The following is a 25505-nucleotide window of genomic DNA, read 5'->3' as shown; positions in this document are numbered from 1 at the left end:
CGCGTCTGCGCCCGGTCGTTCGTCCCAGGTTACTTTGCAGCAAGTGCCTTCTCGGTCGCCGCCTGCACGGTGGCGAGCGCTGCTTCCGGCTCGATGCTGCCAGCCGAGACGCCGGCAAGCGCATTGTCGAGCGCCTCGGCGACTGCCGGCGAGGCAAAGCGCTGGTTTTCCGCCTTGGGCAGGTCTGCCATGAAGCGGGCTGACATCTCCTTCACGTTATCGGTAATGTCGCCCTTCGGCGAATAGCCCTCGAACGCCGGGAGGTCGTTGAGGTCATTCAACGCCTCCTGCAGGCCAACACCATTGGTGAGTTCGGCAAGGAAGGTCCAGGCTGCAGGATTCTTGCCACCGTTTTTGGTCAGGCCGTAGCCGATGTCGATGCCGCCGATGGGCGGGCTCGCGGGATTACCGTCCTTGACAGGGGGGAGATAGAAGAAGTCGAAGCCGTCCATGTTCTGGACAAACTCGGACAGTGGGGGAGGGAACTTGCTTTCCTGCATCCACCAGGAGCCGAGCGCCATCATCCCGACCCTGCCCTGTGCAAAGAGCTGAGCGCCCGTCGGATAGGCATGCGCCCCAAGCGCTCCCTGTTGGAAGATGCCGTCGTCGAAAAGGCCTTTCCAGGCCTTCATCGCCTCGACGAGTTCCGGTGCTGTCCAGGGCGTTTCGCCCGCCTGGGCCTTGTCGACGATGCCCGGCGAGAACTGGTTGGCGAGCATGAGGAAAACGTTCTCGTTCTGCCAGCCGTCGGCCGCGCCCTGGAACATCGGAATATAGCCGTTATCGGTCAGCGCCTTGGCCGCAGCTTTCAACTCGTCATAGGTCTTTGGTGCCGAAAGATTGAGCTTTTCGAAGACCTTGCGGTTGTACCAGATGCACAGAACCTGGGATTCCTGGGGGATGATATAATAATTTTCGTCGCCCTTCGGATTGCCCATCAGCATCTGCTTGCGGTTGACCGGGAAGATCTTTTCCGCCCACTTGTCGCCCCACTGCTTGGCGGCGCGCTCGTTCACCGCTTCAAGATTTTCGCGATATTGTTGGGTGAGCGATCCTGGCTGCAGGCCGATCACGTCAGGCAGGCTCCCGGACGCCGCCGCCGCCTTCAGGGCCGTGATGTATTCAGGCGAATAGTTGTAATAGGTATATTTCACCTTGACGTCCGGATGTGCCTTCTCGAAGGCGGCGATGGACTTGTTCATCGTGCTCTGCACGAACCATGACCAGACGGTCACCTCTTTCTGCTCGGCATTCGCCGAAGCAGAAAGAGCGGCGGCGAGGATCGTCGTCGCAAGAAACAGCATCTTCCTCATAGTATTCCTCCCTTTTTCTACCACATAGTACGCGTCGCGAGCCTCCTACTCGCGGGCGCAGTGACCCATTGGAGGGTCGCTTTCCTAACCGACAGCGGTTTGCATGCGCCGCTCATCAGTTCCGGCGTCAGGCGGCCTTGGCGGCTGCGACCGTCAACACGTCTTCCGTGATCACCCGGTCGTCCGCGAGCGGGCGGTTTGGCGTCAGGCCGAGCTTCTGCAGGTCGCCGTGATAGGCGCGCACGGCTTCCTCCGGGCCAATTGCGCCGTCGGCAACCGCCCGCATCAAAACGATGAGGTGAAGCGGCGCCTCGGCGAGGTTGATCTTGCGGCCGAAGAGCGCCAGGCGAGCACCGTAACGCTGCGACTGGGCGACTAGCTCGAACGTGTCGCGGGTGGTGCCAGCCCCGCCGCCGAGCACGCCGACGATCAACTCGGAATCGAAATTGGCGAGTTCTTCCATCGCCTTCGGCCCATTATATGGCGTCTTCAGGAACAGCGGACGCTCGGCCTTCGGCACGCTCGCCAATGACTTGATGATGTTGTCGTTGACGAATTCGCCGATTTGCTCAGTGCTGAGACCGATATCGACGCTTGGATTGAAGACCTCGTAGAAATATTTGAAGTTGGTGCGGGCCGCCTCGGCACGGAACTCGGCAAAGGCCTTCAACGTGCGGATGTCGAGTTCGACATCGTTGCTGAAGGAAACCGAATAGAGGGCAAGGTCCGTGCCGCGCGTCGGATAGTTGGCGACAGCGCGCGAAAGATTGGCATCGCGGAAGGGCACCGACGGCTTCTGGGTATAGACGCCGTGGCGCACGGCGCCCCAGCACATCGTTTCCAGATTGCCGCGGATCGCCGGTTTCATCTCACTGCCGAAGAAGGCGCCACGCTCGTCGAGAAGATCAAGGTTGGACTGCGACACCAGCATGATGTCGACGATGTCCTGTTTGATGATCTCCTCGATCTGGGCGATGAATTCCTGGCGGCTGCGGCGGCGCGGCGGCTTGACCGAATAGTCGAAGCCTGTAGCGGTCACGCCGGCGCCGACGTCGCTGTCCTTGGCATCGGCAATGACGAAATCGGTCGGCTTGTAGCGGCCGGCGCGAATGTTCGCCAGCTTCCTGTCGAGTCTCGTGACCATAGTGTTCCTCGGTGGATATGTTGTGCGGCTCTGCTGCCGCGCTCTTCCTTCGTCGTTCCAACATCATAGGCAGATATTTCTCACAATCTGTCAATAGCTACCTAAATCTTTCTAAATCGCGTATTTGGAGCGACGTGGCGCCGCGCCAATCTCATTCATCTGCCATAAGTTGGGCTTTGCCTAGAATTAACGTGTTGTTTTCATTATAAAATATTCAGAAGCCCCAATGAATGGCGCACTCTGAGCATTTGCACGAATTGCGTGCTGCGATGCCCATGAGCCGGCTCCGCAACGCCATTTCTGCGCAATTCCGGCGCGAAACTACAGAATTGCATTGACGCTGTGGAAGATAATGATAGCAATTGGCAGTGTCGGCAGAGGTGAGGAGGAGCGCGGCCGTGAGTGATGGTTTCGTCGCATCGTGCGCAGAACGCTATCGCGCCCTGATCGATCCGCGGTCCGGTTCGCTTGGCGCGGATGCCCTTGCGTCGGCGGGCCTGTTCCTGTGCGGCATCAGCGCATGTATCGATGCGCGGGTCGAGATGCACGACATGCAGCCGCTTCTGGGCGCACCGAACGGCAGCCCTGCGGCGCAACTCGCCGATCTTCTTCTTTCGCGTGCCGCGCGCGGGGTGGGCGGCGAGGTGCGGTTCGACTGGCCGGAAGGCCCGGCGTGGCTGCGCGAGCGCTTGCCGCTGCGCTATGCACCGGGCGGAACCGGTCCTCAGGCGGCTTGGGTGCTAGGGCAACTTGGGGTACGCTCCCTGGTCGCCATCGAGGATCGTCACGCGGCAATGCTGCGGTTGGTACCGGCCGGCGTTCTGCTGGCGGAAAGCGGGGCGCTCAAGACGGCGGCTGCTTTGTCGCCAACTGGTCCGCACATTCCGGAAATCTTCATCTTCGAATTCACCGCCGGCCGCGCGATCGGTGCCGTCGTGCCGACCCGCTCCTCACGTGTCATCGTCCGCTTCTGCGACCGCGGAATTCAGCATGACGAGGATTTCGAGACCATGTCGCGCCGGCTGGCACCGTCAGCCGCAGCCGGGCTCCTTTCCGGGCTGAACGATGAGGCGGTGGAGAATGTCGGCGCCGCCAGCCGGCACGTCTTCGCTCTCAGCCGCGACTGGAAGGCAGCCGGCCTCAAGACGATCCATTTCGAGCTGGCGGGCTATGCCACGCTGCAGGCAGTCGAGGAGCTTTTTTCCCATGCCCGCGGTGCGATCACCTCGCTCGGAATGAGCCATTCCGAACTGCTCGCCATGAGCCCGTCCGCCCACCATCCCATGGAGGCTCTTGTGGCGCTAGGCGAGCGTCTCGATCTTGAGCGGGTGTGCGTGCATGCCGATACATGGGCCGCCGCCGCAACCTTGAACGATCCAAAGGAAGAGGAACGCGCACTAATGGCAGGCTGCGCTATCGCCAGCGCCAGGGCGGCGAATGGAGAACCCGCACGAACCATCGCGATCGCACCGACGGCCGAATTCCATCCACTTCCTTTCGAAACGCCAGTCCGCAAGGGACGCTGGACCTTCGTTGCCTGCGCTTCTCCCTACTTTGAGAAGCCAGTGACGACGCTCGGCCTGGGTGACAGCTTCACCGCAGGCTGTCTGCTCATCCTCGGACAACACCGCCACGCCGACGCCGGTCCCGCACTCCAACGCGCCTGAAGGACAAATTCCATGTTTCTCGAACGGTTCCGACTTGACGGTAAAACTGCCTTCATCACCGGCGGCGGCCGCGGCATCGGTCTGTCGACGGCCGAAGCGCTCGCGGAGGCTGGCGCACGGGTTACCATATCGGACATGGATCCTCAGGTGTTGGAGGCGGGGCGTGACGAGCTAAAGCGGAAGGGCCACCAGGTCGAAGCGGTACAGCTCGACGTAACCGATTCCAAGGCCGTTGCCGCAGCCGCTCGATCTGCCAATGAGCGTCACGGCGCGGTCGATATCCTGATCGCCAATGCGGGGATCGCCTGGCCCGACACAGGCGGGGAGGATATGAGCGACGACGTATGGCTGAAGGTGATCGACGTCGACCTGAATGGCGCCTATTGGTCATGCCGGGAATTCGCAAGACCCATGCTCGAACGTGGCCGTGGCGCGATCGTCACGCTGGGTTCCATGTCCGGATTGATTTCCAACAAGCCGCAGCGTCAGGTGCACTACAACACCGCAAAGGCCGCCGTTCACCACATGACGCGCAGCCTTGCCGGAGAATGGGCCGAGCGCGGCGTGAGGATAAACTGTGTCGCGCCGACCTATGTCGATACTGTCATGTCGCGCGGCGGCTTCACTGACAACAAGCTGATGCCGGTGTGGATGGAGATGACGCCGATGAAGCGCGTTGCGCGCCCCGACGAGATTGCCGCTTCCATCCTCTTCCTTGCCTCGGATGCTGCGAGCGCTATGACCGGCGCGGTTGTGGTTGTGGATTGCGGCTATACGATTTGGTAGAGATTGAACGATCTGGCCTGAAATCCGTCGACCTCGCCGTCGGCTACCGAGCGGGTGAAGCATGGACTCTCCAAGCAGACGCGTCGAGATGCTTCCCGCCAAGCGGCGGGCTCTCATCCTGGAGCACCTGCGGGTCAGCGGGGCGGCCAGCATCCAGGAGCTCGCCGACACGATTGGCGGATCGCAATCAACGGTAAGGCGCGATCTCGAACACCTGGTGGAAAAGGGGTATCTCGAACGCACCCACGGTGGCGCACATTTGCTGCAGCCGATGCGCGCCACCTTCGAACGCGAGATGACCGTCAATGCGGAACTGCAGCACGCCGAGAAGGTAGCGATCGGGCGCGAGGCCGCGCAGCGGCTGAGTGCTCGCGACAGCGTCATCTTCGACAGTTCCTCGACCGTCATGGAGGTGGTGCGCGCCGCCGCCGAGCGGGATTTGCCGCTGACCGTGGTGACGAACAGTCTCCAGATCGCCGATTTCGCGGCCGACATCAAATCCTGGCGCATCATCCTGCCAGGCGGCACTGTCCGTCCTGGCTATCGGCACCTTGCCGGTGAGCCGGGCGAGAGTTTCATCAGAACGCTTCATGCCGACCTCTGCATGACCGGCGCTTCGGCCGTCACGGGCACGCTGCTGACGGAAACCTCGCTCGAGGTGGCGTCGCTCAAGCGCGCCATGATCTCTTCCGCCCGCAAGACGATCCTGCTCGTCGACAGCTCGAAGTTCACCGCACCTGGTTTCTGCACGCTTTCGGATATTTCCGAAATCGACGAGGTGATCACCGACGAGGGCATTTCCCAGGACGCACTTTCGTCCTTGCGCTCCGCTGAGCGAAAAGTGACGGTGGTTAGCGCCAGCTCTTTGCCGGCTTCAGGGCGTTCCAAATTGTGATGGCCTGACGACGGGACGCTCGGTTGATTCGAGTGCATCCGACGCGGCAAAGTGAGCGTTAGCGGTCGCGACCTGTTCGCTGCAGGCAGGAATTTCGTTGTCCCGTAGAGTGCGCCTCGCCGCGCGCAGGCGTAAGTTGCATGTCGATTGGCACATTGAAACGACGCGGGAAATTCGCCGCGCTTCTCCATCTCGTAGTTGTTGAGGCTTGAAATGGCGCTGGTCGGTTTCCACACCGTCGCCGGGCAGCTGCAGCCCGTCTCGCGGACCTTCGAATCCTTCCATCCTTTCATCGGGAAGGCTTGTCATCGGGAAGGCTTGGGCGCTGATCCCCCGCGATGCTATGGCGAGGCGGGTTCGCGCATCACGGCAACATCTCTGGCCGCCAGGAATGCGATGATCTCGTCGTCGATCGCCTGCATGTTGGCTTCGCGAAACTTGTCGTGCGTGCCCGGGACGACAACGGTTTTTATCCTGGTTTTTTCAGACGCCCAGCCCCTGTATTGCTCCACCGTTGCGGCGCTCCATTCCGAACTGGCGAGAACCAGGATATCGCAGGGGTAAGACGAAGGCGAGAATCCGGCAGCGGCGCGGACGAGGGCGCTCTTGAATGCTTTCTGCCGGGTGTGACGCCCGATGCGCGTTTGTCCCAGCCCAGCGGCATTCAAGCCGTCGCGAAGCAGGCGCCAATAGACGACCTTGCGCGTGATCTGGCGCCGCCTGCTGGCGGTCATGCGGTCGTCCGGTATCGGCTTCAGCCAGGCCGAGCCGAGCGGCGGCGGATCGATGAGCAGCAGCGCAGGCCGCTCGCCAGTCACTTCATAGGTGAGGCGCCCGACCTCGATCGCAAGCAAACCGCCAAGGCAGATGCCGCCGATTATATGTGGGTGTCGGCCTGTCACTGAGGTCAGGCCTTCAAAATAGTTGGCGCTTATCTCGTCCAGATTGGAATACGGTGTTTCGCCGGGCTCAAGACCCATGCCGCGCACGGCCATCACCGCGTATTTCTCCTTGAGGCGCTTTCCGAAGCGATTGGCAAACAGCGCCGATCCCGAAATGCCGTGGATCATTGCGATCGGCTCATGGCCGGAACCGCCGGATACCGGCACAATGAGTTGCCGTGCGGGGTGGGTTGGCGTCAAGGACGCGACCAGCCTGCCAAATTCACGCGGCGTCGGCGCCGCCAGCAGGACCGAAGTCTGGAGCTTGATGCCGAACCGGTTTTGGACGGCAAGAACGAGAGTTTCGGCGGTCAGCGAATCGCCCCCGAGATCGAAGAAACTATCGTCGATGTCCGCGGTCGGAATTTGCAGTTCCGTGGCGAAGATGCCGGCAATAACATGCGCGGGACCGTCGCTCGGTATCGCACGGATAGGCTGGATAATTGGCCGCACGTTCATCGGCAAGCCCCCCTGGATCGATGATCGTCCGCCTTTTGGGAAGCGTGGCGGTACATCGAATGCTTGCGTGCTTTTAACTCACAGCCTGTGCGGCTAACAAGGACTCATCGCAGCGACCAAGCGGGCGCTGTTCCTTTGATCGAGAGACGCAGCAGGTATGCCGATCCTGAATGGTCGCTCGCCTTTCACCGAATACCAGCCCAGGCAAAAAGCCCTTTCCATCTCTTGATCAGTTTTGCAGTTGGCCCGTTCACTTTCCTGTCGGACGATTGCGCGGTCTGGCCGTTGTTGGCGGGGCCACTAGGTGCCTGCAAATATTGCTGCAGAAGCAGCCTGTCTATCTTGCCGGTTGGCGTCAGCGGCAACGACTCGATCGCGTGGATTCGGCCCGGAATTTTCCACTGTGGGAGGATCGACCTCAAGCTGGCCCTTAATGCGTCAGTCTGAAACAAGGCTCCCTGTTTTATCACGACGAAGGCGGCAAGGGAGTGCGTATCCTGGCGAAGTTCGGTGATGACCGCGACTTCATTCACCATTGGAAGCAGCAGGAAAGCCTGCTCGATTTCCCGCGTTTCAACGCGATACCCGCGAATCTTGACCTGGTCGTCGCGCCGTCCGAGGAATTCAAGACCGTTGCTCGATAAACGCCCGATATCGCCGGTGTGAAACACACGCTGATCGGGAAAATTGAGGTCGGTGCCGAAATGCTTTGCCGTTTCGGACGCCTGCCGCCAATAACCGTCTGCCAGGAAAGCGCTGCGGACGACGAGTTCGCCGACGCCTCCCTGTTCGACCGGCTGGCCATCTTCATCGACGACCAGGAGAGACTTGTCCGCGACTGGTCGCGGCGCCGGTACCGTGCCTGGCGCGAGCAACTCGCCCGGAGCTACCGAAGCGACCGCGATGTGACCGGCTTCGGTGGAAGAGAAGCGATGGCGCAAGGCACAGGACGTCGCGAAGTGATGGCGCCATTGCTCGACGTCCGAGGCAACGACCGTTTGACCCGCCAGCGCCACCAAGCGTACCGATGGATGCAGGCCCGAGCCCGCGAGCATCGACAGATACTTGCGAAACAACATCACCGGAGGGTGCAGTAAGGTTACGCGACGCTTATCAATCCACGCCCCGAGACCACCGAGACCACCCGATGCAGCATCGTAGAGTTCCAGCGTGGCTCCGTTGAGAAGCGCGCCGAAGACGTCCGCCTCCGATGAGGCGAAACTGCAATATGTCAGGAGGGACTGCCGGTCTGTGGAGTTCACCCCGTCATACCGGGCACAAAGCCAGGCCCGATGCAGCACGGTGCGATGGCTTTTCACGACCCCCTTCGGCCGCCCGGTGCTTCCAGAGGTGTAGAAGATTGCGGCCGGGTCACCCGGGTCCATCGGAATATGCAACGCATCAGCCGAATAACGCGCGTCGATGTCCTCAAGCAGGAGAACCCGCCTGTGGTCATCGACAAGGTCATGCGCGGCAGGCGCGTGAGACGCATCGGTAAGCAGCAGATCCGGCGCCGCATCGCTGAGTATGTCGCGCTGTGCTGCAAGCGGCATACCAGGATGGACGCAAAGGAATGCCTTTGCCGCCTTGAGCGCCGCCAGCGCGCAGATCACCATGTCCGGCGAATGGTCGACAAGATAGGCGACGCATCCGCGCCCGGGCTGCGTGTGCTCGAGGATTGCCCGGGCCAGCTGATTGGAACGTCGTTCAACGTCGTCGTATGTCCATCGATGCCGGTCGCCGCCAATCGCCACGTGCGAGCCATACCTGCGGACCACTGTGTCGAAACGCGCCGGGATGGTCTGCTCCAGCTCGGCCCGGTCGAACGCCATCATGCCACCATTCAGATCGGGCGCGGGATCGTGCAAGTGTTCAGCCATGGCCCTCTGCAAGCTGGTTTTCGGTCACGGCACTCAGTTCGGCGTCGAGCTTTGCCTTCCGTCCATAGGCGACGAGAGCCCTGTAAGTTGATGAGCGCAACCGCACTCCTTCCCTCAGGCTCTCCTCGCGGGCGCGCAATTCCATTTCGCCGGGGATCAGGATTTCGGTGGCGCCTTCGGCACGTTCGCCGTTCCTGGTCTGCTCGATCAGGCGGTCGACGCGCTCGGTGAATTCCGACGCCGGCATGAATCGCTGTGGATCCAGCGCCATGAAGAAATGGCCGTAGTCGGGCGCCTGGGCGCTCTCGCGCAATCTGTCCTGATGGTGATCGCTGCCAAAACCCGCGCCGCTGAGCACGCCCGCAAGCACCTCCATCACCAGGGCCAGGCCATATCCCTTGTGTCCGCCGATCGGCACGCCAAGCCCTGCGGCGAGATCGCCGAGATCGGTCGAAGGGCGCCCCGACCGGTCGAGTATCCAGCCCGGCGGCAACGGACTGCCTTCCGCCACGGACAGGCCGATCTTGCCGCGAGGCGCGACGCTCATGGCGACGTCGAGAAGGATAGGGAAATGTCGCCCTGCCGGAATGCCGACACCGAGCGGATTGTTGCCGAATGTCGGCGTGACCCCGCCCGTCGGTGCCAGGATCAGCGGTCCGTTGGTCGTGCAGAGCCCGATGAGACCGTTCTTCGCTGCCTGCCAGACATAGTGGCCGGCGGCGCCGAAATGGTTGGAGCGGCGGACGCCGACAATTCCAACGCCGTGCCTGCCCGCCTTTTGAATGGCGAGGTCCATCGCCACCGTGCTGACCCACTGGCCCGGGCCGTTGTCGCCATCGATCCGCGCGATGGTGGCGGTCTCGTGCTCGATCCGTATTTGAGGATCGGCGTTGATCTTGCCCGAGGCAATCCGCACGGCATAACGCGGAATGCTGACCATGTCGTGCGTCGGCTGTCCGCGCAGGCTCGCCTCGAGTTGGACTTCCGCGACGATTTCCGCACCCTTGAGGCTCAATCCAGCCCGTGTCAGCGCTTCGCGACCGTAGGCGCGAAGGCTTTCAATCGTCACCAGAATTTTCCCGCCATTTCCGCTCGATGCCGGTGCAGCCGCGACGGTTGGTCCGATGTCATGCCGCGCCTGGGCGACGGCGCGAGCCAGATCGGTGATCGTCTGATGCTGATAGAGCTGACGCAGATCGACGTGCAGACCGGCCCTGCTGGCTTCGACAACAACATTGATGCTCAGGATGGAATTGCCGCCCAGGTCGAAGAAGTTGTCGTGTAGCCCAACCTCATCGAGCCGCAACACCTTTTTCCAGACCCCCGTCAGGATCGTCTCGTCGTCGGTTGGCGCGACCACGCGCAGATCGACCCGGCTGGAGGGATGCGTCACGACAGTTGATCGAGCCGTCTGCGCCTCCTTGGTGAGCAGTGCCCGTCGGTCGACTTTTCCGTTCGACGTGCGAGGCAAGCGCTGCAGCATGACGATGCGTTGCGGCAGCATGTATTCCGGGAGCTGCTGCTTCAGAAATTCGCGCAGGCGCCCGGACAGAGCAGGCACTTGCGCATCATGCTGCTCATTGACCGCAACGAAGGCCACCAGACGTTTGCGATCGCCGATATTATCGTCTGCGGCAGCATCCTCCACCACGCCGACGACACATTCGCGCACGTCCGGGTGTGTGTGAATCGCAGCCTCGATCTCGCCCAGTTCGATACGGAAACCGCGAATCTTCACCTGTTCGTCGGCGCGGCCGAGAATTTCGATCGTCCCGTCAGGCCGGTATCGGGCCAGATCGCCGGTTCGATGGAGCCGCGCGCCGTCATGCGGGCTGAACGGATTTCGGACGAAGTTTTTCGCCGTATGCTCCGGATGATTGATGTAGCCGGCTCCTATACCGGCGCCGCCGACATACAAGTGACCGCCGATGCCAACCGGCACCGGGCGGCGGGACGTGTCCAGCACATAGGCCTGCGTATTGGCAATCGGCCGACCGATCGGGACGACCTTCGCCGCGCCGCCCTCGGCCGGGACGGGATAGATCATCACGATCCCTGTCGTCTCGGTCTGGCCGAACATATTGACGAATCTTGTCCCGGGTCTGCAGAGGTGCCGCCATTTTTCGATCAAGGCGCTGGGCAAGGGCTCGCTGGCTGAAAGCACGAGCCGTAGCTGATTGTCGAGCAAGCTTGCCCGCACGGGTTGATCGAGCGACATCAAGACCTGCAGGCAGCCGGCCGAGAATGATGGAACAAGGTCCAGCACTGATACGCGCTGGTGGCGTACCATCTCGAACAGCAAATGCGGATCGCGGAGTTCCTCGGCCGAAGCAACGGCCACGGCCGCACCGCAGGAGAGCGGAACGGCAAACTGCCGTATCGAGGAGGAAAACGAGAACGAAGCCGTGTGCAGGTAGATGTCGTCCGGACGGATTGCGACAGCGCGGACCATCGCCTGCGCATAGTGGCCGACATTCGCCTGCGTGATCATCGCGCCTTTGGGTTTGCCTGTGGAGCCTGACGTGTAGATCACGTAGGCAAGCGCGTCGGACGCAGGGATGGTGCCAACGTTGTGACTGTCCTCCAGCGCTAGGGAAGCATGGCAGGCGTCGATGCAGATGGTTCGGGTGTGGTCGGAGCTGTCGATGGCCATCGACTGAAACGTGGAGGGGAATTTTGGCAGCAGCGATGTCTCGGTGATGAGCAAGCTCACGCCGGCGTCACGCAGCATAAAAGCAATACGTTCGGACGGATGTTCGGGGTCGAGGGGCAGAAACGCACCGCCGGCCTTCCACACCCCGAGCAGTACCGCCAGCATCTCGGCAGACCTCGGCAGGCAGATCGCTGTCAATGTCTCGCGGGCAACGCCGCGGCGGCGAAAATACCGCGCGAACCGGCTGGCTCGCTCGTTGAGCTCCCGATAAGTGAACTGCCGGTCCCCGCCCAGCACGGCTGTGGCATCAGGTGTTCGCTCGACCTGCGCCTCGAACAGCTGGACATAATCCTGCCCCAGCAATTCGCTGGCTTCGGTGTGGTTCCAGTCGATTTCGATCTGGCGGCGGTCGACCTCAGGCAACAGGGACAGTTCCGACAGTCTTTGCCCGGGATCGCTTCCTATGCTTTCGAGCAAGGTCTGGAAATGCCGAGCCAGCCGGTCGATCGTGGCCGGCTCGTACAGATCAGCGTTGAATTGCCAAGTCGCGGACATCCCTTCCGGGGTTTCCGACAGGTACAGAGTGAGGTCGAACTTCGCCGTCACCTTGTCGATGCGCACAGGTTGCGCTGTGAGACCTTGCGCGAGATCGAAGCAAGGTCCCGCCACGTGATCAGTTACCGACTGAGCGGGCAAGACCGAGCCTGGCAACCCCGGGATGTTCTGAAACGCGAACATGACTTGGAACAACGGCGCGTGGCGGGGATCGCGCGGGATATTCAACTGTTCAACGATGCGCTCGAGAGGAACATCCTGGTGCGCGTAGGCGTCAAGCGCCGTCGACCGGACGCGGCCGAGCAATTCCAGGAATGACGGGTCGCCCGCAAGCGGCGTTCGCAAAACCAGCGTGTTGGCGAAGAACCCGATCAGCGGCTCCAACTCCTTGCTCGGGCGGTTTGCGATCGGCACGCCGACGGCGCAATCGTCTTGCCCGTTGTAGCGGTGGAGCAATGTCTTGAAGGCCGCCAGAAACGTCATGAACACGGTCGCGTTATGGCTTTGACCCAGCGCCTTAAGTTGATCCGTCGTTTGACGGTTGATCAGGGCCTGTATGGTGCCGCCGCGATAGGATTGAATGGCCGGGCGGGGGCGGTCCGTCGGAAGCGTGAAGGCCGGCGGCATCTCCTTGAGCTGACGGATCCAGTAACCGGTCTGGCGCTCGAATTCGCCGACCTCGACGCCGTGCTGCTGCCAGGCTGCGAAGTCGCCGTACTGAAGCGGCAAGTCGTCGAGCGGCGACGCCCTGTCGTCATAAAATGCTTCGTACAGTTGCCTCAACTCGGTGTAGAGGACGCCGATCGACCAGCCGTCGGAAACGATGTGGTGCATCGTCAGAAGCAGGACGTGCTCGTCGGATGTCAGCCGGATCAGCTTGGCGCGAAACAGGGGACCTTGCGCCAGGTCGAACGGTTCGCCAGCGTCCTGGCTGGCGAGGTGCTTTGCCTCGGCGGTTCGTGCGTCCGCCTTGTGGCCGGACAGATCAATCATCACCAGCCTGGTTTCCTGAAATTCGGAAACCACTTGCACTGGTCCGCCCTCGCGCATGTGAAAGGTCGTGCGCAGGATGTCGTGACGTCGGCGAATTTCGTCGAGGCACAGCGCCAATGCGCGCTCGTCGAGCGGGCCTGTCAGCCAGAGCGAGGCCGACATATTGTAGGCGCCGCCGGCACCCATCCGATCAAGAAAATAGACGCGCTTTTGCACGGAGGAGAGCCGTGCGAGCGTTCCTCCTTGCCGCCGGGGGATGTGTTTCGTGGCCTGCGTAGAAGTCGTCGATCCTTGCTCCAGTCGCGCTCTGCCATCCGCTACGAGATCGGCCATCTGCTCGCCGATGCGCTCCGAAAGTCGCGCAGTGGTCGGGCGTTCAAACATGCAATCGATCGGCAACGTAACCTGGAATATCTCCTGCAACCTGGCGAGAACCTGCATGGCGATAAGTGAATGACCGCCCAGGTCGAGGAAATCGTCATGAATGCCGGGCGGTTCGATTCCCAGAACTTCGGCAAAAACCGCCGCCACCCGGCGCTCAGTGGCGGTTCGGGCAATCACTTTGCCAGTCTGTGGCGGATCGCGTTGAGCGTCCTGTTGTTGCGGATCGAGCGTCAGGGCCAGATGTTTGCGATTGACCTTTCCGCTGGAATCGGCGGGGATCTCATCCACCACAACGATCCACTGCGGCACCTTCGAGCGTGCCAGCCGCTCGGCGACAAAGCCGCGGATCTGCTGAACCGGCGTAAATTGTTTCTGCCCCGCCTTGAGCACGACCGCTGCGGCGACCGTCTCGCCGAGCACCGGGTGGGGAACGCCGAAAACAACCGTCTGTTCAATCGCGGCATGCTGGAGCAGGATCTGCTCCACCAGCCGCGGCGAGATCTTTTCGCCGCCGTGATTGATGATATCCTTCAGGCGGCCGGTGACGAACAGATAACCTTCGGCATCGAGGTGGCCTATGTCGCCTGTCCGCAGCCAGCCATCGATGAAAGCGGCTTGGTTGTCAGTGCGATCATCATAATCGTGCATGACATTTGGGCCGCGAATGACCACCTCGCCACTCCCGCCGGGCGGCAACAGACGTCCGGCCTCATCCATAATGGCAATTTCTGGACCGGCAGCCTTGCCCACGGAGCCTGGCTTGCGTTCGAACGGCGGAAGGCGATTGCTCGCAATCTGCGGCGCCGCCTCGGTCATCCCGTAGGCTTCGACAAACGGCACGCCGAACGCGCTTTCGGTATCCGCGATCAGCTGTGGCGGCATTGGCGCCGAAGCCGAGCGAATGAAGCGCAATCCGCTCTGGCGCGGGTCTTCGCGGCAGAGACGGATCTGATCGAGGATCGTGCGATGCACGGCCGGGGAAGCCGTATACCAGGTCGGCTTGAGGTCGCTGAGACAGCTAAAGAAGCGGTCGGCGGAAAAGCCCTCCACGCTGATATGAGAGCCTCCGCATACCAGCGATGACAAAAGGCTGCTGATGCCATGGATGTGAAACAGGGGCATCATGCCCAAGCACCGGTCGGTGTGCCGGAGATCCACCGCCGCGCAAATGTTGCGCGCCGAAACGCAAAGGTTTCGATGTGTCAGCGGTACCAGCTTGGGCCGCGCAGACGTGCCCGATGTGAACAAGAGCAGTGCGGCATCGCCAGGCGCAGCCAACGGCTGGTCACCGCGATGCCCTCGACCAGCAGCTGTCAGCGAGAAGGTCCCGGCCGCCGCATCGGGCTGCGAAACGAGTTGCAGGATCCGGATGTTCAGAGACGCCGCCAAGGCGAGCAACGGCGATTCCCAGCCGTGCGGCACGATCAGGACTTGGGCACCTAGCGCGCTGAGCTGTGCTTCAAGCTCAGATGCGGGCCATGCCGGGTTCAGCGGAGCGCATGCCGCATTGGCTGCCACCGCCACGATCGCAACCGCTGCTTCCGCTCCTTCGGGCAGGATGAGCGCGACGCGGCCCGTTGGCCCGACAGCTTCCAGCGCCAGCTTTTCGCCGACATAGTGGATCTGGCGCCCCAGCCCTTCATAGGTGAGGGGCGGGCGTCCCGCGGCCAGAACGGCCACCGATTGCGGATTGTGTCCGGCATGCCGGTCCACGTGGCCACGTATAGTGTCCATCAGATACCGCTCCGGGATCGAGGTTGATTAGGAATAGAGCCCATGCCGGGTTCACTGAGTGCTGGCTGGCTGCGTGGCTGTCAATGCGCAGAGACGTCAAAACACGAGAACAAGGTTCCATCGCTGTTGCCGAAGCGGCCTTCAAAGCAGCCATTGTCGGCCGCCGCCAGGCGGCTTGATCGAATGACCATGGCTTTGGCGTTCTCCACATCCAGTTCGATACGAACATCATGAAACGTCAAAAAGCGCCGGTTGAGCGGGAAATGCATTTTGTAGAAGGCTTCCTTTATCACGAACAGAAGCTTTGGCAGGTCGTAGCCTAGGCGCCCTTCGATCACGTCCCGGTCTTTCAATTCCGAAGCAAGCGACACCAGTTTTGTCAGTTCGTCGGAAAGCGGAGAATCTTCCTCGATGTCGATTCCGATGCCGAGGCAATCGGCGGACAATCCGACGGCGACAGCGCACAGGCTTCGGGTATGAGAGATTGAACCGACAATACCTGTCGGCCAGACCGGCGCCCGATCGTGTCCAATCGGGATGACGCTTTCAGGAATGCCCAGGCCCCGCAATGCCTGCCTTGCGTAAATGCGTCCGGCGCGAAACTCACGACGTCGCGCCGGCACGACATTGCCCAGAGACAGTTCTTCTTCGAGCAGCCAATCTCGATCTGCTGGTTTGAAATCGCCGCCCTCGATGACGATGCCATCCGCAACCAATTGTCGAATGGCTGCTATCAGGCGGACTGGCGAAGAGTCGTCGCGGACTTTCGGCTCACCCGGCAATACCACTCCTTCACCGATCCAAACTGCTGCTGTCTTGCGTTGTAACAGAACGTCGACGAACCGGGCAACGCCAGGTTGCCGGGGCACCCGTTTAGCGAGGCCCGCCAAGGTGCGCGTCATCGTAGTGGATCGGTTATGACGCAATCGGCCTGTCGATGCTTTTCATCGCCCACGATCTTCGCGTGGCGTCGGTAATCGCCAGCCGCGTTGTCGTCATGCAAGGTGGAAAGATCGTGGCCGGGATGCTGCTCTCCACGCGAACCTGCCGAAAGCGAGCCAACTGCCAAACGACCACATAAGTTTATTCGTTTTTGACCAATACGCGCCGGCGAATTCCTGTAATCTTCAGAAAAACACCGGGCTAACCGGGCCAACCAGAAAGGTCGGGGAATGAAATACGTCGTCGATACGATCGGCGGTCCCGCAGGCGGTGATGCCTGGCAAGCCGCTGTTACCGAAGCCTATTTTCCGCTCGACACCGAGTATCGGAACCGTCGCGAATTTTCAGGCACGCTGGAAACCTTCTCTCTCGGGCTCGTCAGCGTGTCTAAAATGCGCTGCGATGCTGTAAGCTATCGTCGCCATCGCCGCCACTTCCTCAACGAGCGTGACGCCAGCCTGCTCATCACCATCCCGGAGATGTCGGAGGTGAATTTCTCGCAAGGATCGAGGACCGTCAATTGCGTTCCGGGGGGCTTCCTCCTTGAGAGGGGAGATGCGCCTTACGAATTCTGGCACGGCAAGCCAAACGCGCTGTGGGTCCTGAAGGTGCCGTCATCGAGCGTTCGGGCACGGATCGGATCTGCCGAACGGCTCAGTGCACTCAGTTTCGACGCAACCCAAGGCATCGCCGCGCTCTTTCTCGACACGGTGCGAACCACGATCGGCCATGTCGATGAGATCACTGAAGTCGCTCGTGAGATGATGGGCAGGCACATCCTGGAAATGCTGTGCCTGTCGATCGTGAGTGACGATCGCGTGCTGGACAGCAGCATCTCGTCGATCCGGGCCGGCCATTTGCATCGCGCCGAGCAGTATATTCGCGACAACCTGAAGAATTCCGGCCTCGGCCCGCAGGCTGTGGCTGATGCCTGCGGCATCTCCCTGCGTTACCTGCAGGTTCTGTTTCAAGACAGCAACCAGTCGATCAACGGCTTCATCCGCGACGCCCGGCTTGAGCTTTGCGCCGAGGAGCTGATGTCAGTGACCAACATCAGCAGCGTTGCCGAGATCGCTTACCGCTGGGGCTTTGCCGACCAGTCTCAGTTCTGCAAGCACTACCGGACGCGATTCGGCTGCGCACCGACGGATACCCGTCGCGAAGCAGCGAACCGGGCAGGCCGCGCTTCGACCTCAAGACAGCGGCACTAGACCCGACGAAATCCGGGCCAATTCCACCTTTTACTGCGACGTCACCCCGGCAAGGGGCGATGGGGCCGGGCTTTGCCCGCAAAGACCCTACGAAGGAACTGTCATGAGCCGAATAAGAGTTGCCGTCGATGTCGGAGGGACCTTCACCGACATCTGTATCATGGATGAAGATAGCGGCGCGATCCGCATCGAGAAGACCGCCTCCACGCCTGACGATCCCATGCAGGCCATCATGAATGGCGTGGAGCAGGGCCGCATCGATCTTTCCGAGGTGACGATGTTCTCTCATGGCACGACGGTTGCCACCAATGCGCTGATCACCCGCCGCCTGCCACGCACCGCAATGGTCTGCACCGAGGGTTTCCGTGACGTTGTCGAGATCCGTCGCGCCAACAAGGAAGACCTCTGGGACACCTACAAGGATGTCGCCAAGCCCTATATCCCGCGCCGCGACCGGCTGACAGTCCGGGAACGGGTCAGTGCCGAGGGCACGATCCTGGAAGCGCTGGACGAAGAGGCTGCGCGCCGCGTCGCGGAAATTCTCGTGAAACGGCAGGTCAAGTCCATAGCCGTCTGCTTCATGAACTCCTATGTCAACGGCGCCAATGAGCGCCGCATGCGTGAGATCCTGAAGGAGGCCATGCCGGATCTGCCGGTCTCGATCTCCTCGGAGGTGATGCCGGAAATCTTCGAGCACGAGCGTTTTTCCACCACCATGGCGAACGCCGTCTGCGCCCCGGTCGTCGTCGACTACGTGTCGCGTCTCGGAGAAAAGCTTGCAGCGGCCGGATACAAGCGAGATCTCCTGTTGCTGCACAGCGGTGGCGGGGTCATGACACCCGCAAGCGTCAGGGATTTCTCAGCTCGGCTCGCAGGATCGGGCATCGCTGCCGGCGCGATCGCAAGCCGCTTCATCGGAAATCTCTGTGGCTTCCCGAACTCGATCGGCTTCGACATGGGCGGTACCAGCACCGACGTCTCGCTCGCATGGAACGGGGAGTCGCGCATCACAAAAGACTGGTACATCGAATTCGGATATCCGATCCGCTTCCCCTCCATCGAGGTGCTGACCATCGGTGCAGGCGGCGGGTCGTTGGCATGGCAGGACGAAGGCGGCAGCTTACGCAACGGACCGCAGTCTGCCGGCGCTTTTCCAGGTCCGGCCTGCTACAAGAATGGCAACCGCACTGCCACCAACACCGACGCCAATGTCGTGCTCGGCCGTCTCGGCACCAGCCTTGCGGGCGGCAAGATCACGCTCGACCCCGCCTTGGCCGCCCAGGCGGTGCAGGAGACGGTGGCGGCACCCTTCGGCATGGAAATCCACAAAGCGGCCGAGGCGATCATCGCCGTCGCCAACGCCAATATGGGCAATGCCGTCCGGCTTCTCTCCATCAGCCGAGGCTATGACCCGCGCGACTTTGCGCTCGTCGCATTCGGCGGTGCAGGCGCCTTGCACGGAGCTGCCGTGGCGAAGGAGCTTTCGATTCCAACCGTGATCGTGCCGCCCAATCCCGGCGTCACCTCCGCGCTCGGTTGCCTTCTCGTCGACGTGCAGCACGATTTCTCCGAAAGCTTCATGGCCGATGCTTCGACGGTCTCGCCCGCCGAGATGCAGACAGCCTTTGTTCTGATGGAAGAACAGGCCGTTGAGCGTCTGACCCATGAGGGCGTGGCGCGGGAAGACATGGCGCTGCAGCGCACGGTCGAGATGATGTACCAGGGACAGTGGCGCTCGCTTGCGGTGTCAGCGCCGGCGCGGATCGAGAGCATCTGCTCGCTGATCGAGGCATTCCACAACGAGCACGAACGCGAGTTCAACTACCGCCGCGAAGAGGCGCCGGTGTCGATCTTCCGCATCGCGGTCAAGGCGATCGGCATCGTCCCGAAAGCCGAGATACCGCGGCATGAAGTCTTGCCGCATAAGCCACAGCCGGTCGGCCGCCGCAGCGTCTGGTTCGACGGCGCATCTCATGACGCGGCCGTGTATGAGCGTGAGCAACTCAGCGCCGGCGCTGCCTTCACAGGGCCCGCCATTGTCGAACAGTTCGATTCCACCACCGTGGTTCCGCCGGGAATGAGCGCGACCGTCGATGGCTTCCTGAACATTCTCATCGTGACGAAAGGCTGAGACATGACAAAGCTGATTGAAACGAGCCCTGGCCTCGATCCGGTAACGTTCGAGGTGCTGAAGAACTCCTTCATCACCACTGTCGACCAGATGGCCGAACAGATGCTTCGCACCTGCTATTCCTTCGTCATCTACAACCGAGACTTTTCGAACGCCCTGCACGACGCCGATGGCAACTCTGTCGCCCAGGGCAACTACGACATCGCGGTCCATGTCGGCACGCTGCACAACACGTGCAAGGAGGTGATCCGAGTCTTCGAAGGCGATATGGCACCCGGCGACGTCTACGCAATCAACGATCCCTATGCCGGCGGTACGCATTTCAGCGATGTTCGGCTCGTCCGGCCGATCTTCGACGAAGACAAACTGATCGGCTTCTCCCAGTCGAACGGACACTGGTCGGATCTTGGAGGCTCAGTGCCGGGTTCCTTCGACGTCACCGCCCGCGACATGTTCCGCGAAGGCCTGCGGATCACGCCGTTGCGCCTTTTCCAGCGCGGCCGATTCTGCTCCGACGTCGCCAACATGATTGCGGCCAACACGCGCGATCCGGCATCGATCATTGGCGACATCCATTCCCAGGCGCAGGCGACGCAGGCTGCCGAGCGCGAGCTGTTGCGGCTGGTCAAGAAGTATGGGCGCGGCCAGGTCATGCGCGGTATGGAGGAGGTTCAGGACTACGTCGAACGTGCCGTGCGAAAGCGTCTCGCGGAGCTGCCCGACGGCACCTGGGAGACGGTCGACTACATCGACCGGGATCTCGGTGCCGGCGAAGGCATGATCCCGATCCGCATCAAGATGACGATCAAGGGCGACACGATCCACTACGATTTTACGGGAAGCCATTCGACCATTGCCTCGATGTACAATTCAGCCCCGGGCGCGACCTTCTCGGCCGTGGTCGCCGGCATGAAGACCTTCTTCCCGGACCTTCCACTCAACAGTGGGTTTTACCGGATGATCGAGGTGACCGCGCCGAAGAACAGCGTCGTCAGCGCGGAATGGCCGGTGGCGGTGACCGGGTTCCTGATGCCGTTCGAAAAGATCATGAACGCGATCTTCGAGATGTGGTCGAAGATCATGCCCGAACGCGCTATCGCCTGCGCCTTCAACCTAGAATATCTGCTGGCCGGGGGACGGGACGCGCGCAAACCCGAAAAGCCGATCTTCATGTTCTACGAATGGCTGCCCGGCGGTTGGGGCGGGCGCAACGGCAAGGATGGTGCCGATGTCACCACCGCCTGCTTCGGAACCGGGCTGATGTCGCAACCGAACGAAGGCAACGAGCGGGTGAATCCGACTCGGACGATCGAGTTCCAGATCAAGCAGGATTCAGCCGGCCCCGGCAAATGGCGGGGCGGCGTCGGCGTGCAGAAGACCTCGTTGTTGCTTGAGGCTGAAAATGCCGTCATGTCCTATATTTGCGACCGCGAGCGCGCTGTCGTCTGGGGTGTCGAAGGAGGCCTGCCGTCGATGCCACACGGCTTGACCATGAAGCGCGCGGGAGAAGAGACCGAGATCTGGCTCGGCTCCGTGTTCTCCGATTACTCCGTCCACACAGGCGACCAGTTCGCTCGTCCGACGGCCGGCGGCGGCGGTTTCGGCGATCCACTGGAGCGCGAGCCCCGCAAGGTGATGGAGGACGTGATCGACGACTATGTTTCTCTGGAGCGCGCCAAGATTGACTACGGCGTGGTGATCCGCGAAATCGACCGCGACCTGTGCCAGTACGAAATCGACGATATGGCTACCGAAGCCTGCCGTGCCGACATCCGGGCGAAACGGAAGGACTGGGCACGCATGGATCCTGAGGAGGTCGCGCGCAAATACCGCTCCGGCGAGATCGATACGCTCGATGCGGTTCGGCACTATGCCGTGATCCTCGATTGGGAGACTGGCGAACTCCTTCCCAAAACCACCGCCCAGTTCCGTGAGAGCTTTGAGAAACGGACGGTCAGTCACTGGGCCTGAGCGCTAGAGAGCGCGCCCCAAACCTTGCGGGCGCTCGCAGGAGTTATCTGTTTTTTAGATACCATTTTCAAGGAATTACTATTTCACAGGAGCCTAAAGCTGGAGCAACAATGTTGCAACGCTGCGAAAGTCGGCTGCTTCCGAGGGGTATGACAGATGGCAACAAGCGTGGGACGATTGTTCACCGCAGCCAGCACTATTGAAGAGGCAATGGCCGCACGCCGGCAAGGTGCGGCGGTGCTTGCCGGCGGCACCTGGATGATGCGTGATCCACGGCGTGGGGTCGACCTTCCCGAGGCGGTGGTCGCACTCCACCGAATACCGGCCTTGTCCAAGGTCGAAATCGGCTCGGACCATGTCGTGATCGGCGCAGCTGTTACCCACGCAGTACTTGGTCGCGAGTTGCACGGGGCAGCGGGTTTCGAAGGTTTGGTTGCCGCGGCGGAGGGTGCGGCCAATCCCGGCATCCGAAGGGTCGCCACCGTGGGCGGCAACCTTTGTGCCCTCGACTTTGCCGCCGCCGATCTCGCCCCTGCGCTTCTCGTCTGTGAGGCGACGGTGGAACTGGAGACGTTCGAAGGCCCAAAACTCCTCGGTATTTCGGATTTCCTCAAAGACAGGCATACGTTGCTGGCCGAAGCGATTGTGACGAAAATTCATCTGCGCCGCGACCTGGTCGCAAGTGCTCATATCCGCCTGCCGCTTCGGAAAGCTGGCGACTATCCGGTCGCCATCGTCTCCCTCGGGGTGGACAAGGACAAACGATGTCGCATCGCCGTCGGCTCGGTGGAGCCGGTAGCGCGGCGCTGGACGGCGCTCGAACAGGCCATGAGGGCAGGCCCGGCCTCCGCGCTCGATCCGGAACGCGCCGCCGAGCTTGCACTGGAGCACAATGATTTTCAGGGCCGCGACGGCAAGGAAGCGGAGGGTTGGTACCGGCGCCAGGTTCTTCCGTCGCTGGTCAAGCGCGGTGTTGCCGCACTTCTCAAGACCGGGGGCGTGGCATGACCGTGAGATTCCAGCTGAATGGCGAGGACTGCCGCTTTGATGGCGATCCGATGACGCCGCTCGTCGACATCTTGCGGCAGGAACGATTCCTGACGGGGACCAAGGCCGTGTGCCGCGAAGGCTTTTGCGGCGCGTGCACGGTGCATGTCGACGACGAAGCGGTGCCGTCCTGCCTGAAGCCGGTTGGACTCGTCCATGGATGCGCGGTGACGACCATCGAGGGAATGAGTTCTGGAAACCAGGCGCTGCACCCGCTCCAGGTCAATTTCGAGGCGGCCGATGCCGTGCAATGCGGCATGTGTTTTCCGGGAATGGTCATGAGCCTTTCGGCGTTCGTGCGTGACAATCCGCATGCGAGCCGTCCCGAAATCAAGGCGGCGATGGTCGGCAACATCTGCCGCTGCACAGGATATGAGCGGATCGTCGACGCCGTGGCCGAATGCCTCGACCAAGCGCGGAAGGCTGGCCAGTTGGTGGGAGGCACCCATGTCTGAGCTGTCCGCCACGGTGATGAATCTTCCCCGCCGCGATGCGCAGGACAAGCTGCGCGGGCGGACGAAATACACCAACGACCGGATTCGCCCCGACATGTTGCATGCCGTGCTGCTGCGGTCGACCGTTCCCGCGGGGCGTATCCGCAAGCTCGACGTTTCGGCGGCACTGCGCTGTCCTGGCGTGCGCGCGGTGGCGACCGGCGCCGATGCGCCGGGACTCTACGGCATCGGCATTGCCGATCATCCGCTCTTGGCGATCGACACGATCCGCTATCACGGCGAGCCAATCGCCGTCATCGCCGCCGAGACGGAGGAGCAGGCGCGGGCGGCACTTGCCGCCATCATGCTCGAGGTCGAGCCGCTGGCACCGGTGTTCACCATGGCCGAAGCGCTCCAGCCCGCCGCCCGCCTCGTCCACGAGGGCTGGCGCGGCTATGAGGTGATCACGGAGGGCGGTGCACGTGCCGGCAACATCGCATGGGAGGCAAAATCCAGCCGCGGTGACGTCGATGCGGCCTTCGCCCGTCCCGATATACGCATTGTCGAGAGCAGCTTCACCGTCGGTCGGCAGAGCCATGTGCCCTTCGAACCGCGCGTTGCCATCGGCTCCTGGGAGGACGGCCGTGCTCACATCCAGACCTCGACGCAGGTGCCTTGGACCGTGCGCAACGTCACCGGAAGGGTCATGCAGCTTTCACCCGGGCGTGTGCGGGTCACTGTACCCCCTGTCGGTGGCGGGTTCGGCCTGAAGTTCGATGCGTCCATCGAGCCTATCACGGCACTTCTGGCGCGGATGACCGGGCGCACGGTGGTCCTGGAAAACACCCGGCAGGAAGAGATGGCAACCTGCCTCTGCCGCGAGAATGCGGAAATCCGCATTCGGTCCGCTGTCACCGCCGAAGGATACATCGCCGGGCGCGAAGCGGTCGTGCTGATGGATTGCGGCGCGTATGGCGGTGAGCAGGTCTTCCTGACGACGATGACGGCGCACACGCTGGGCGGCAATTACAGGGTTGGCGCAACGCGGCTCGTCAGCCGCGCCGTATACACCAACACACCACCCAACGGTGCTTTCCGAGCTTGCAACGGCGTCTACAACACATTCGCGTTGGAGCGACACACCGACGAAATCTGCGGTGCGCTAGGCTTCGACCCAATGGAGTTCCGGAAGAAAAATGTCCTGGGAGATGGTGATCTCGGTGCCACGGGCCAGGTTTTCGAGGCCGACGTGCTGGGTCCGATGCTCGATCGTATGGAGGCGTTGCGTGCCAGTACCGGCACATCCGAAGCGAAGGCCGACGGCAGGCTCTATGGAATTGCGACCACGGTCGGCACATGGTTCGTGTTTGTCGGACCCTCGGCGGCAACGGTGAACTTGAACGCCGACGGCAGCGCAACGCTGGTCACGTCGGGTGTGGAGATCGGATCGGGCACGATGGTGCAATCCCTGCCGCAGATGGTGGCTGGGCAGCTTGGCCTCGCTCCCGACCAGGTGATCGTGCGCGAAGCCGATACAGATGCCGCTGGCCTCGATGTCGGCGTTGGCGGTGGGCGCACCACCGTGTCCATTGGTGCTGCAAGCATCGCCGCCTGTGCAGAGGTGCGGGAGAAGCTGCTGCGGACCGCCGGCGAGATGCTCCAGACCCGACCGGAAGACCTGGTGCTGCGGGACGGTCGTGTCGAGATCACCGGACGTCCCGGTTCCGGCATGTCGATTCCCGCCGTCGTCGCCCATGCGCAGGCCACCACCGGCCCGATCACAGGAAGTGGAGCCTTTACCGCCAGGAACACTCCGGCAATGTCCGGCTGCGCCATGGGGCATTTCATCGATGCGCTCGACATCCCCGTCTTCGTCGTTCACGAGGCCGAGGTGGCGGTTGATCCGGACACCGGTCATGTCGAGGTGCTGGCCTATCGCGTGGTTCAAGATGTCGGCCGCGCGCTCAACCCACGCGCCATCCTGGGCCAGATACAGGGCGGCGTGGTGCAGGGGCTGGGCTATGCGTTGCATGAGGAGGTGACGCTCACCGCCGACGGACGCATCGCGCAGGACGATTTCGAGACCTATCGCCTGCCGCTGGTGCAGGACGTGGTTCCAGTCGCCGCCGACCTCTACGAGGGCGCACCGTCGATGGGGCCTCTAGGTACCAAGGGCGCGGGCGAGGTCCCGATCCTGGCCGTGGGCGCGGCGATCGGCTGTGCGGTGGCGCGCGCCATCGGTAAGCCGGTGCAGCAACTGCCACTGACGCCGCCGCGCGTGCTTCGACTGCTGCACGAGCGCGAACCACCGCCGGAATTCCCGCACATCGCCCCCGGCTGGGCAGCAAACACTCTGGGCTGAGGC

At 62.0% G+C, this 25505-nt stretch carries 15 protein-coding genes and 1 pseudogene; 10 read left to right on the top strand and 6 right to left on the bottom strand.

Annotated features, from left to right (window positions below):
* Nucleotides 1-29: 29 nt before the first annotated feature.
* Both EJ075_RS04815 and EJ075_RS04810 read right to left on the bottom strand, forming a co-directional pair.
* Nucleotides 30-1313 (bottom strand): extracellular solute-binding protein, encoded by a 1284-nt coding sequence (locus tag EJ075_RS04815; RefSeq protein WP_126103575.1) that lies wholly within the window; start codon nt 1311-1313, stop codon nt 30-32.
* Between the two features lie 127 nt (nt 1314-1440).
* Nucleotides 1441-2457: a hypothetical protein gene (locus EJ075_RS04810; RefSeq protein WP_126103574.1), complete on the bottom strand. Its 1017-nt coding sequence runs from the start codon at nt 2455-2457 to the stop codon at nt 1441-1443.
* Nucleotides 2458-2855: 398 nt separating this feature from the next.
* Between EJ075_RS04810 and EJ075_RS04805 the strand changes: the two genes are divergently transcribed.
* From EJ075_RS04805 to EJ075_RS04795, 3 genes are all read left to right on the top strand, one after another.
* Complete coding sequence (locus EJ075_RS04805) at nt 2856-4124, top strand: ADP-dependent glucokinase/phosphofructokinase (protein ID WP_126103573.1); 1269 nt, start codon at nt 2856-2858, stop codon at nt 4122-4124.
* 12 nt (nt 4125-4136) lie between these two features.
* Nucleotides 4137-4910: an SDR family oxidoreductase gene (locus EJ075_RS04800; protein WP_095483647.1), complete on the top strand. Its 774-nt coding sequence runs from the start codon at nt 4137-4139 to the stop codon at nt 4908-4910.
* Between the two features lie 61 nt (nt 4911-4971).
* Nucleotides 4972-5805 (top strand): DeoR/GlpR family DNA-binding transcription regulator, encoded by an 834-nt coding sequence (locus tag EJ075_RS04795; protein WP_095483648.1) that lies wholly within the window; start codon nt 4972-4974, stop codon nt 5803-5805.
* A gap of 341 nt (nt 5806-6146) precedes the next feature.
* On the opposite strand, the gene EJ075_RS04790 is transcribed toward EJ075_RS04795, so the two are convergent.
* The 4 genes from EJ075_RS04790 to EJ075_RS04775 form a co-directional block, all read right to left on the bottom strand.
* Nucleotides 6147-7205 (bottom strand): alpha/beta fold hydrolase, encoded by a 1059-nt coding sequence (locus tag EJ075_RS04790; RefSeq protein ID WP_126103572.1) that lies wholly within the window; start codon nt 7203-7205, stop codon nt 6147-6149.
* A 185-nt stretch (nt 7206-7390) separates the two neighbouring features.
* On the bottom strand, nt 7391-9085 hold the full coding sequence (locus EJ075_RS04785; protein WP_126103571.1) for an AMP-binding protein: 1695 nt from the start codon (nt 9083-9085) through the stop codon (nt 7391-7393).
* Entirely contained in the window at nt 9078-15404 is a 6327-nt protein-coding gene (locus tag EJ075_RS04780; protein WP_126103570.1) for a non-ribosomal peptide synthetase, read from the bottom strand. Before EJ075_RS04780 ends, EJ075_RS04785 begins: the two co-directional genes overlap by 8 nt.
* An 80-nt stretch (nt 15405-15484) precedes the next feature.
* Nucleotides 15485-16306: a 4'-phosphopantetheinyl transferase superfamily protein gene (locus EJ075_RS04775; protein ID WP_126103569.1), complete on the bottom strand. Its 822-nt coding sequence runs from the start codon at nt 16304-16306 to the stop codon at nt 15485-15487.
* Between the two features lie 23 nt (nt 16307-16329).
* On the opposite strand from EJ075_RS04775, the pseudogene EJ075_RS33440 reads away from it, so the two are divergent.
* The 7 genes and pseudogenes from EJ075_RS33440 to EJ075_RS04745 all read left to right on the top strand — a co-directional run.
* A pseudogene (locus tag EJ075_RS33440) lies at nt 16330-16422 on the top strand (ABC transporter ATP-binding protein); the annotation flags it as partial.
* A gap of 154 nt (nt 16423-16576) precedes the next feature.
* The gene (locus EJ075_RS04770; protein WP_126103568.1) at nt 16577-17557 is read left to right on the top strand and encodes a helix-turn-helix domain-containing protein; all 981 of its coding nucleotides are present in this window, start codon (nt 16577-16579) and stop codon (nt 17555-17557) included.
* A 103-nt stretch (nt 17558-17660) separates the two neighbouring features.
* On the top strand, nt 17661-19688 hold the full coding sequence (locus EJ075_RS04765) for a hydantoinase/oxoprolinase family protein (protein ID WP_095483654.1): 2028 nt from the start codon (nt 17661-17663) through the stop codon (nt 19686-19688).
* Nucleotides 19689-19691: 3 nt separating this feature from the next.
* A complete protein-coding gene (locus EJ075_RS04760) occupies nt 19692-21659 on the top strand; it encodes a hydantoinase B/oxoprolinase family protein (RefSeq protein WP_095483655.1) in 1968 nt (655 codons plus the stop codon).
* Nucleotides 21660-21815: 156 nt separating this feature from the next.
* A complete protein-coding gene (locus EJ075_RS04755) occupies nt 21816-22667 on the top strand; it encodes an FAD binding domain-containing protein (RefSeq protein ID WP_126103567.1) in 852 nt (283 codons plus the stop codon).
* Nucleotides 22664-23161, top strand: coding sequence for a (2Fe-2S)-binding protein (locus tag EJ075_RS04750; protein ID WP_126103566.1), 498 nt, complete (start codon nt 22664-22666; stop codon nt 23159-23161). Before EJ075_RS04755 ends, EJ075_RS04750 begins: the two co-directional genes overlap by 4 nt.
* Nucleotides 23154-25502, top strand: coding sequence for a xanthine dehydrogenase family protein molybdopterin-binding subunit (locus tag EJ075_RS04745; RefSeq protein WP_126103565.1), 2349 nt, complete (start codon nt 23154-23156; stop codon nt 25500-25502). The genes EJ075_RS04750 and EJ075_RS04745 overlap by 8 nt, the downstream gene beginning before the upstream one ends.
* Nucleotides 25503-25505 lie beyond the last annotated feature (3 nt).

This window comes from Mesorhizobium sp. M6A.T.Cr.TU.016.01.1.1 (genome assembly GCF_003952585.1).
Lineage (GTDB): Bacteria > Pseudomonadota > Alphaproteobacteria > Rhizobiales > Rhizobiaceae > Mesorhizobium > Mesorhizobium mediterraneum.
Note: the sequence above shows the minus strand (reverse complement) of the source record. Positions and strands in the feature narration are given on the sequence as shown.

Bases quoted from the DNA above. Each gene is read 5' to 3' on its own strand.
- EJ075_RS04815 (WP_126103575.1), bottom strand. From the start codon at position 1,313: ATGAGGAAGATGCTGTTTCTTGCGACGACGATCCTCGCCGCCGCTCTT.
- EJ075_RS04810 (WP_126103574.1), bottom strand. From the start codon at position 2,457: ATGGTCACGAGACTCGACAGGAAGCTGGCGAACATTCGCGCCGGCCGC.
- EJ075_RS04800 (WP_095483647.1), top strand. From the start codon at position 4,137: ATGTTTCTCGAACGGTTCCGACTTGACGGTAAAACTGCCTTCATCACC.
- EJ075_RS04795 (WP_095483648.1), top strand. From the start codon at position 4,972: ATGGACTCTCCAAGCAGACGCGTCGAGATGCTTCCCGCCAAGCGGCGG.
- EJ075_RS04790 (WP_126103572.1), bottom strand. From the start codon at position 7,205: ATGAACGTGCGGCCAATTATCCAGCCTATCCGTGCGATACCGAGCGAC.
- EJ075_RS04785 (WP_126103571.1), bottom strand. From the start codon at position 9,085: ATGGCTGAACACTTGCACGATCCCGCGCCCGATCTGAATGGTGGCATG.
- EJ075_RS04780 (WP_126103570.1), bottom strand. From the start codon at position 15,404: ATGGACACTATACGTGGCCACGTGGACCGGCATGCCGGACACAATCCG.
- EJ075_RS04775 (WP_126103569.1), bottom strand. From the start codon at position 16,306: ATGACGCGCACCTTGGCGGGCCTCGCTAAACGGGTGCCCCGGCAACCT.
- EJ075_RS04770 (WP_126103568.1), top strand. From the start codon at position 16,577: ATGAAATACGTCGTCGATACGATCGGCGGTCCCGCAGGCGGTGATGCC.
- EJ075_RS04765 (WP_095483654.1), top strand. From the start codon at position 17,661: ATGAGCCGAATAAGAGTTGCCGTCGATGTCGGAGGGACCTTCACCGAC.
- EJ075_RS04760 (WP_095483655.1), top strand. From the start codon at position 19,692: ATGACAAAGCTGATTGAAACGAGCCCTGGCCTCGATCCGGTAACGTTC.
- EJ075_RS04755 (WP_126103567.1), top strand. From the start codon at position 21,816: ATGGCAACAAGCGTGGGACGATTGTTCACCGCAGCCAGCACTATTGAA.
- EJ075_RS04750 (WP_126103566.1), top strand. From the start codon at position 22,664: ATGACCGTGAGATTCCAGCTGAATGGCGAGGACTGCCGCTTTGATGGC.
- EJ075_RS04745 (WP_126103565.1), top strand. From the start codon at position 23,154: ATGTCTGAGCTGTCCGCCACGGTGATGAATCTTCCCCGCCGCGATGCG.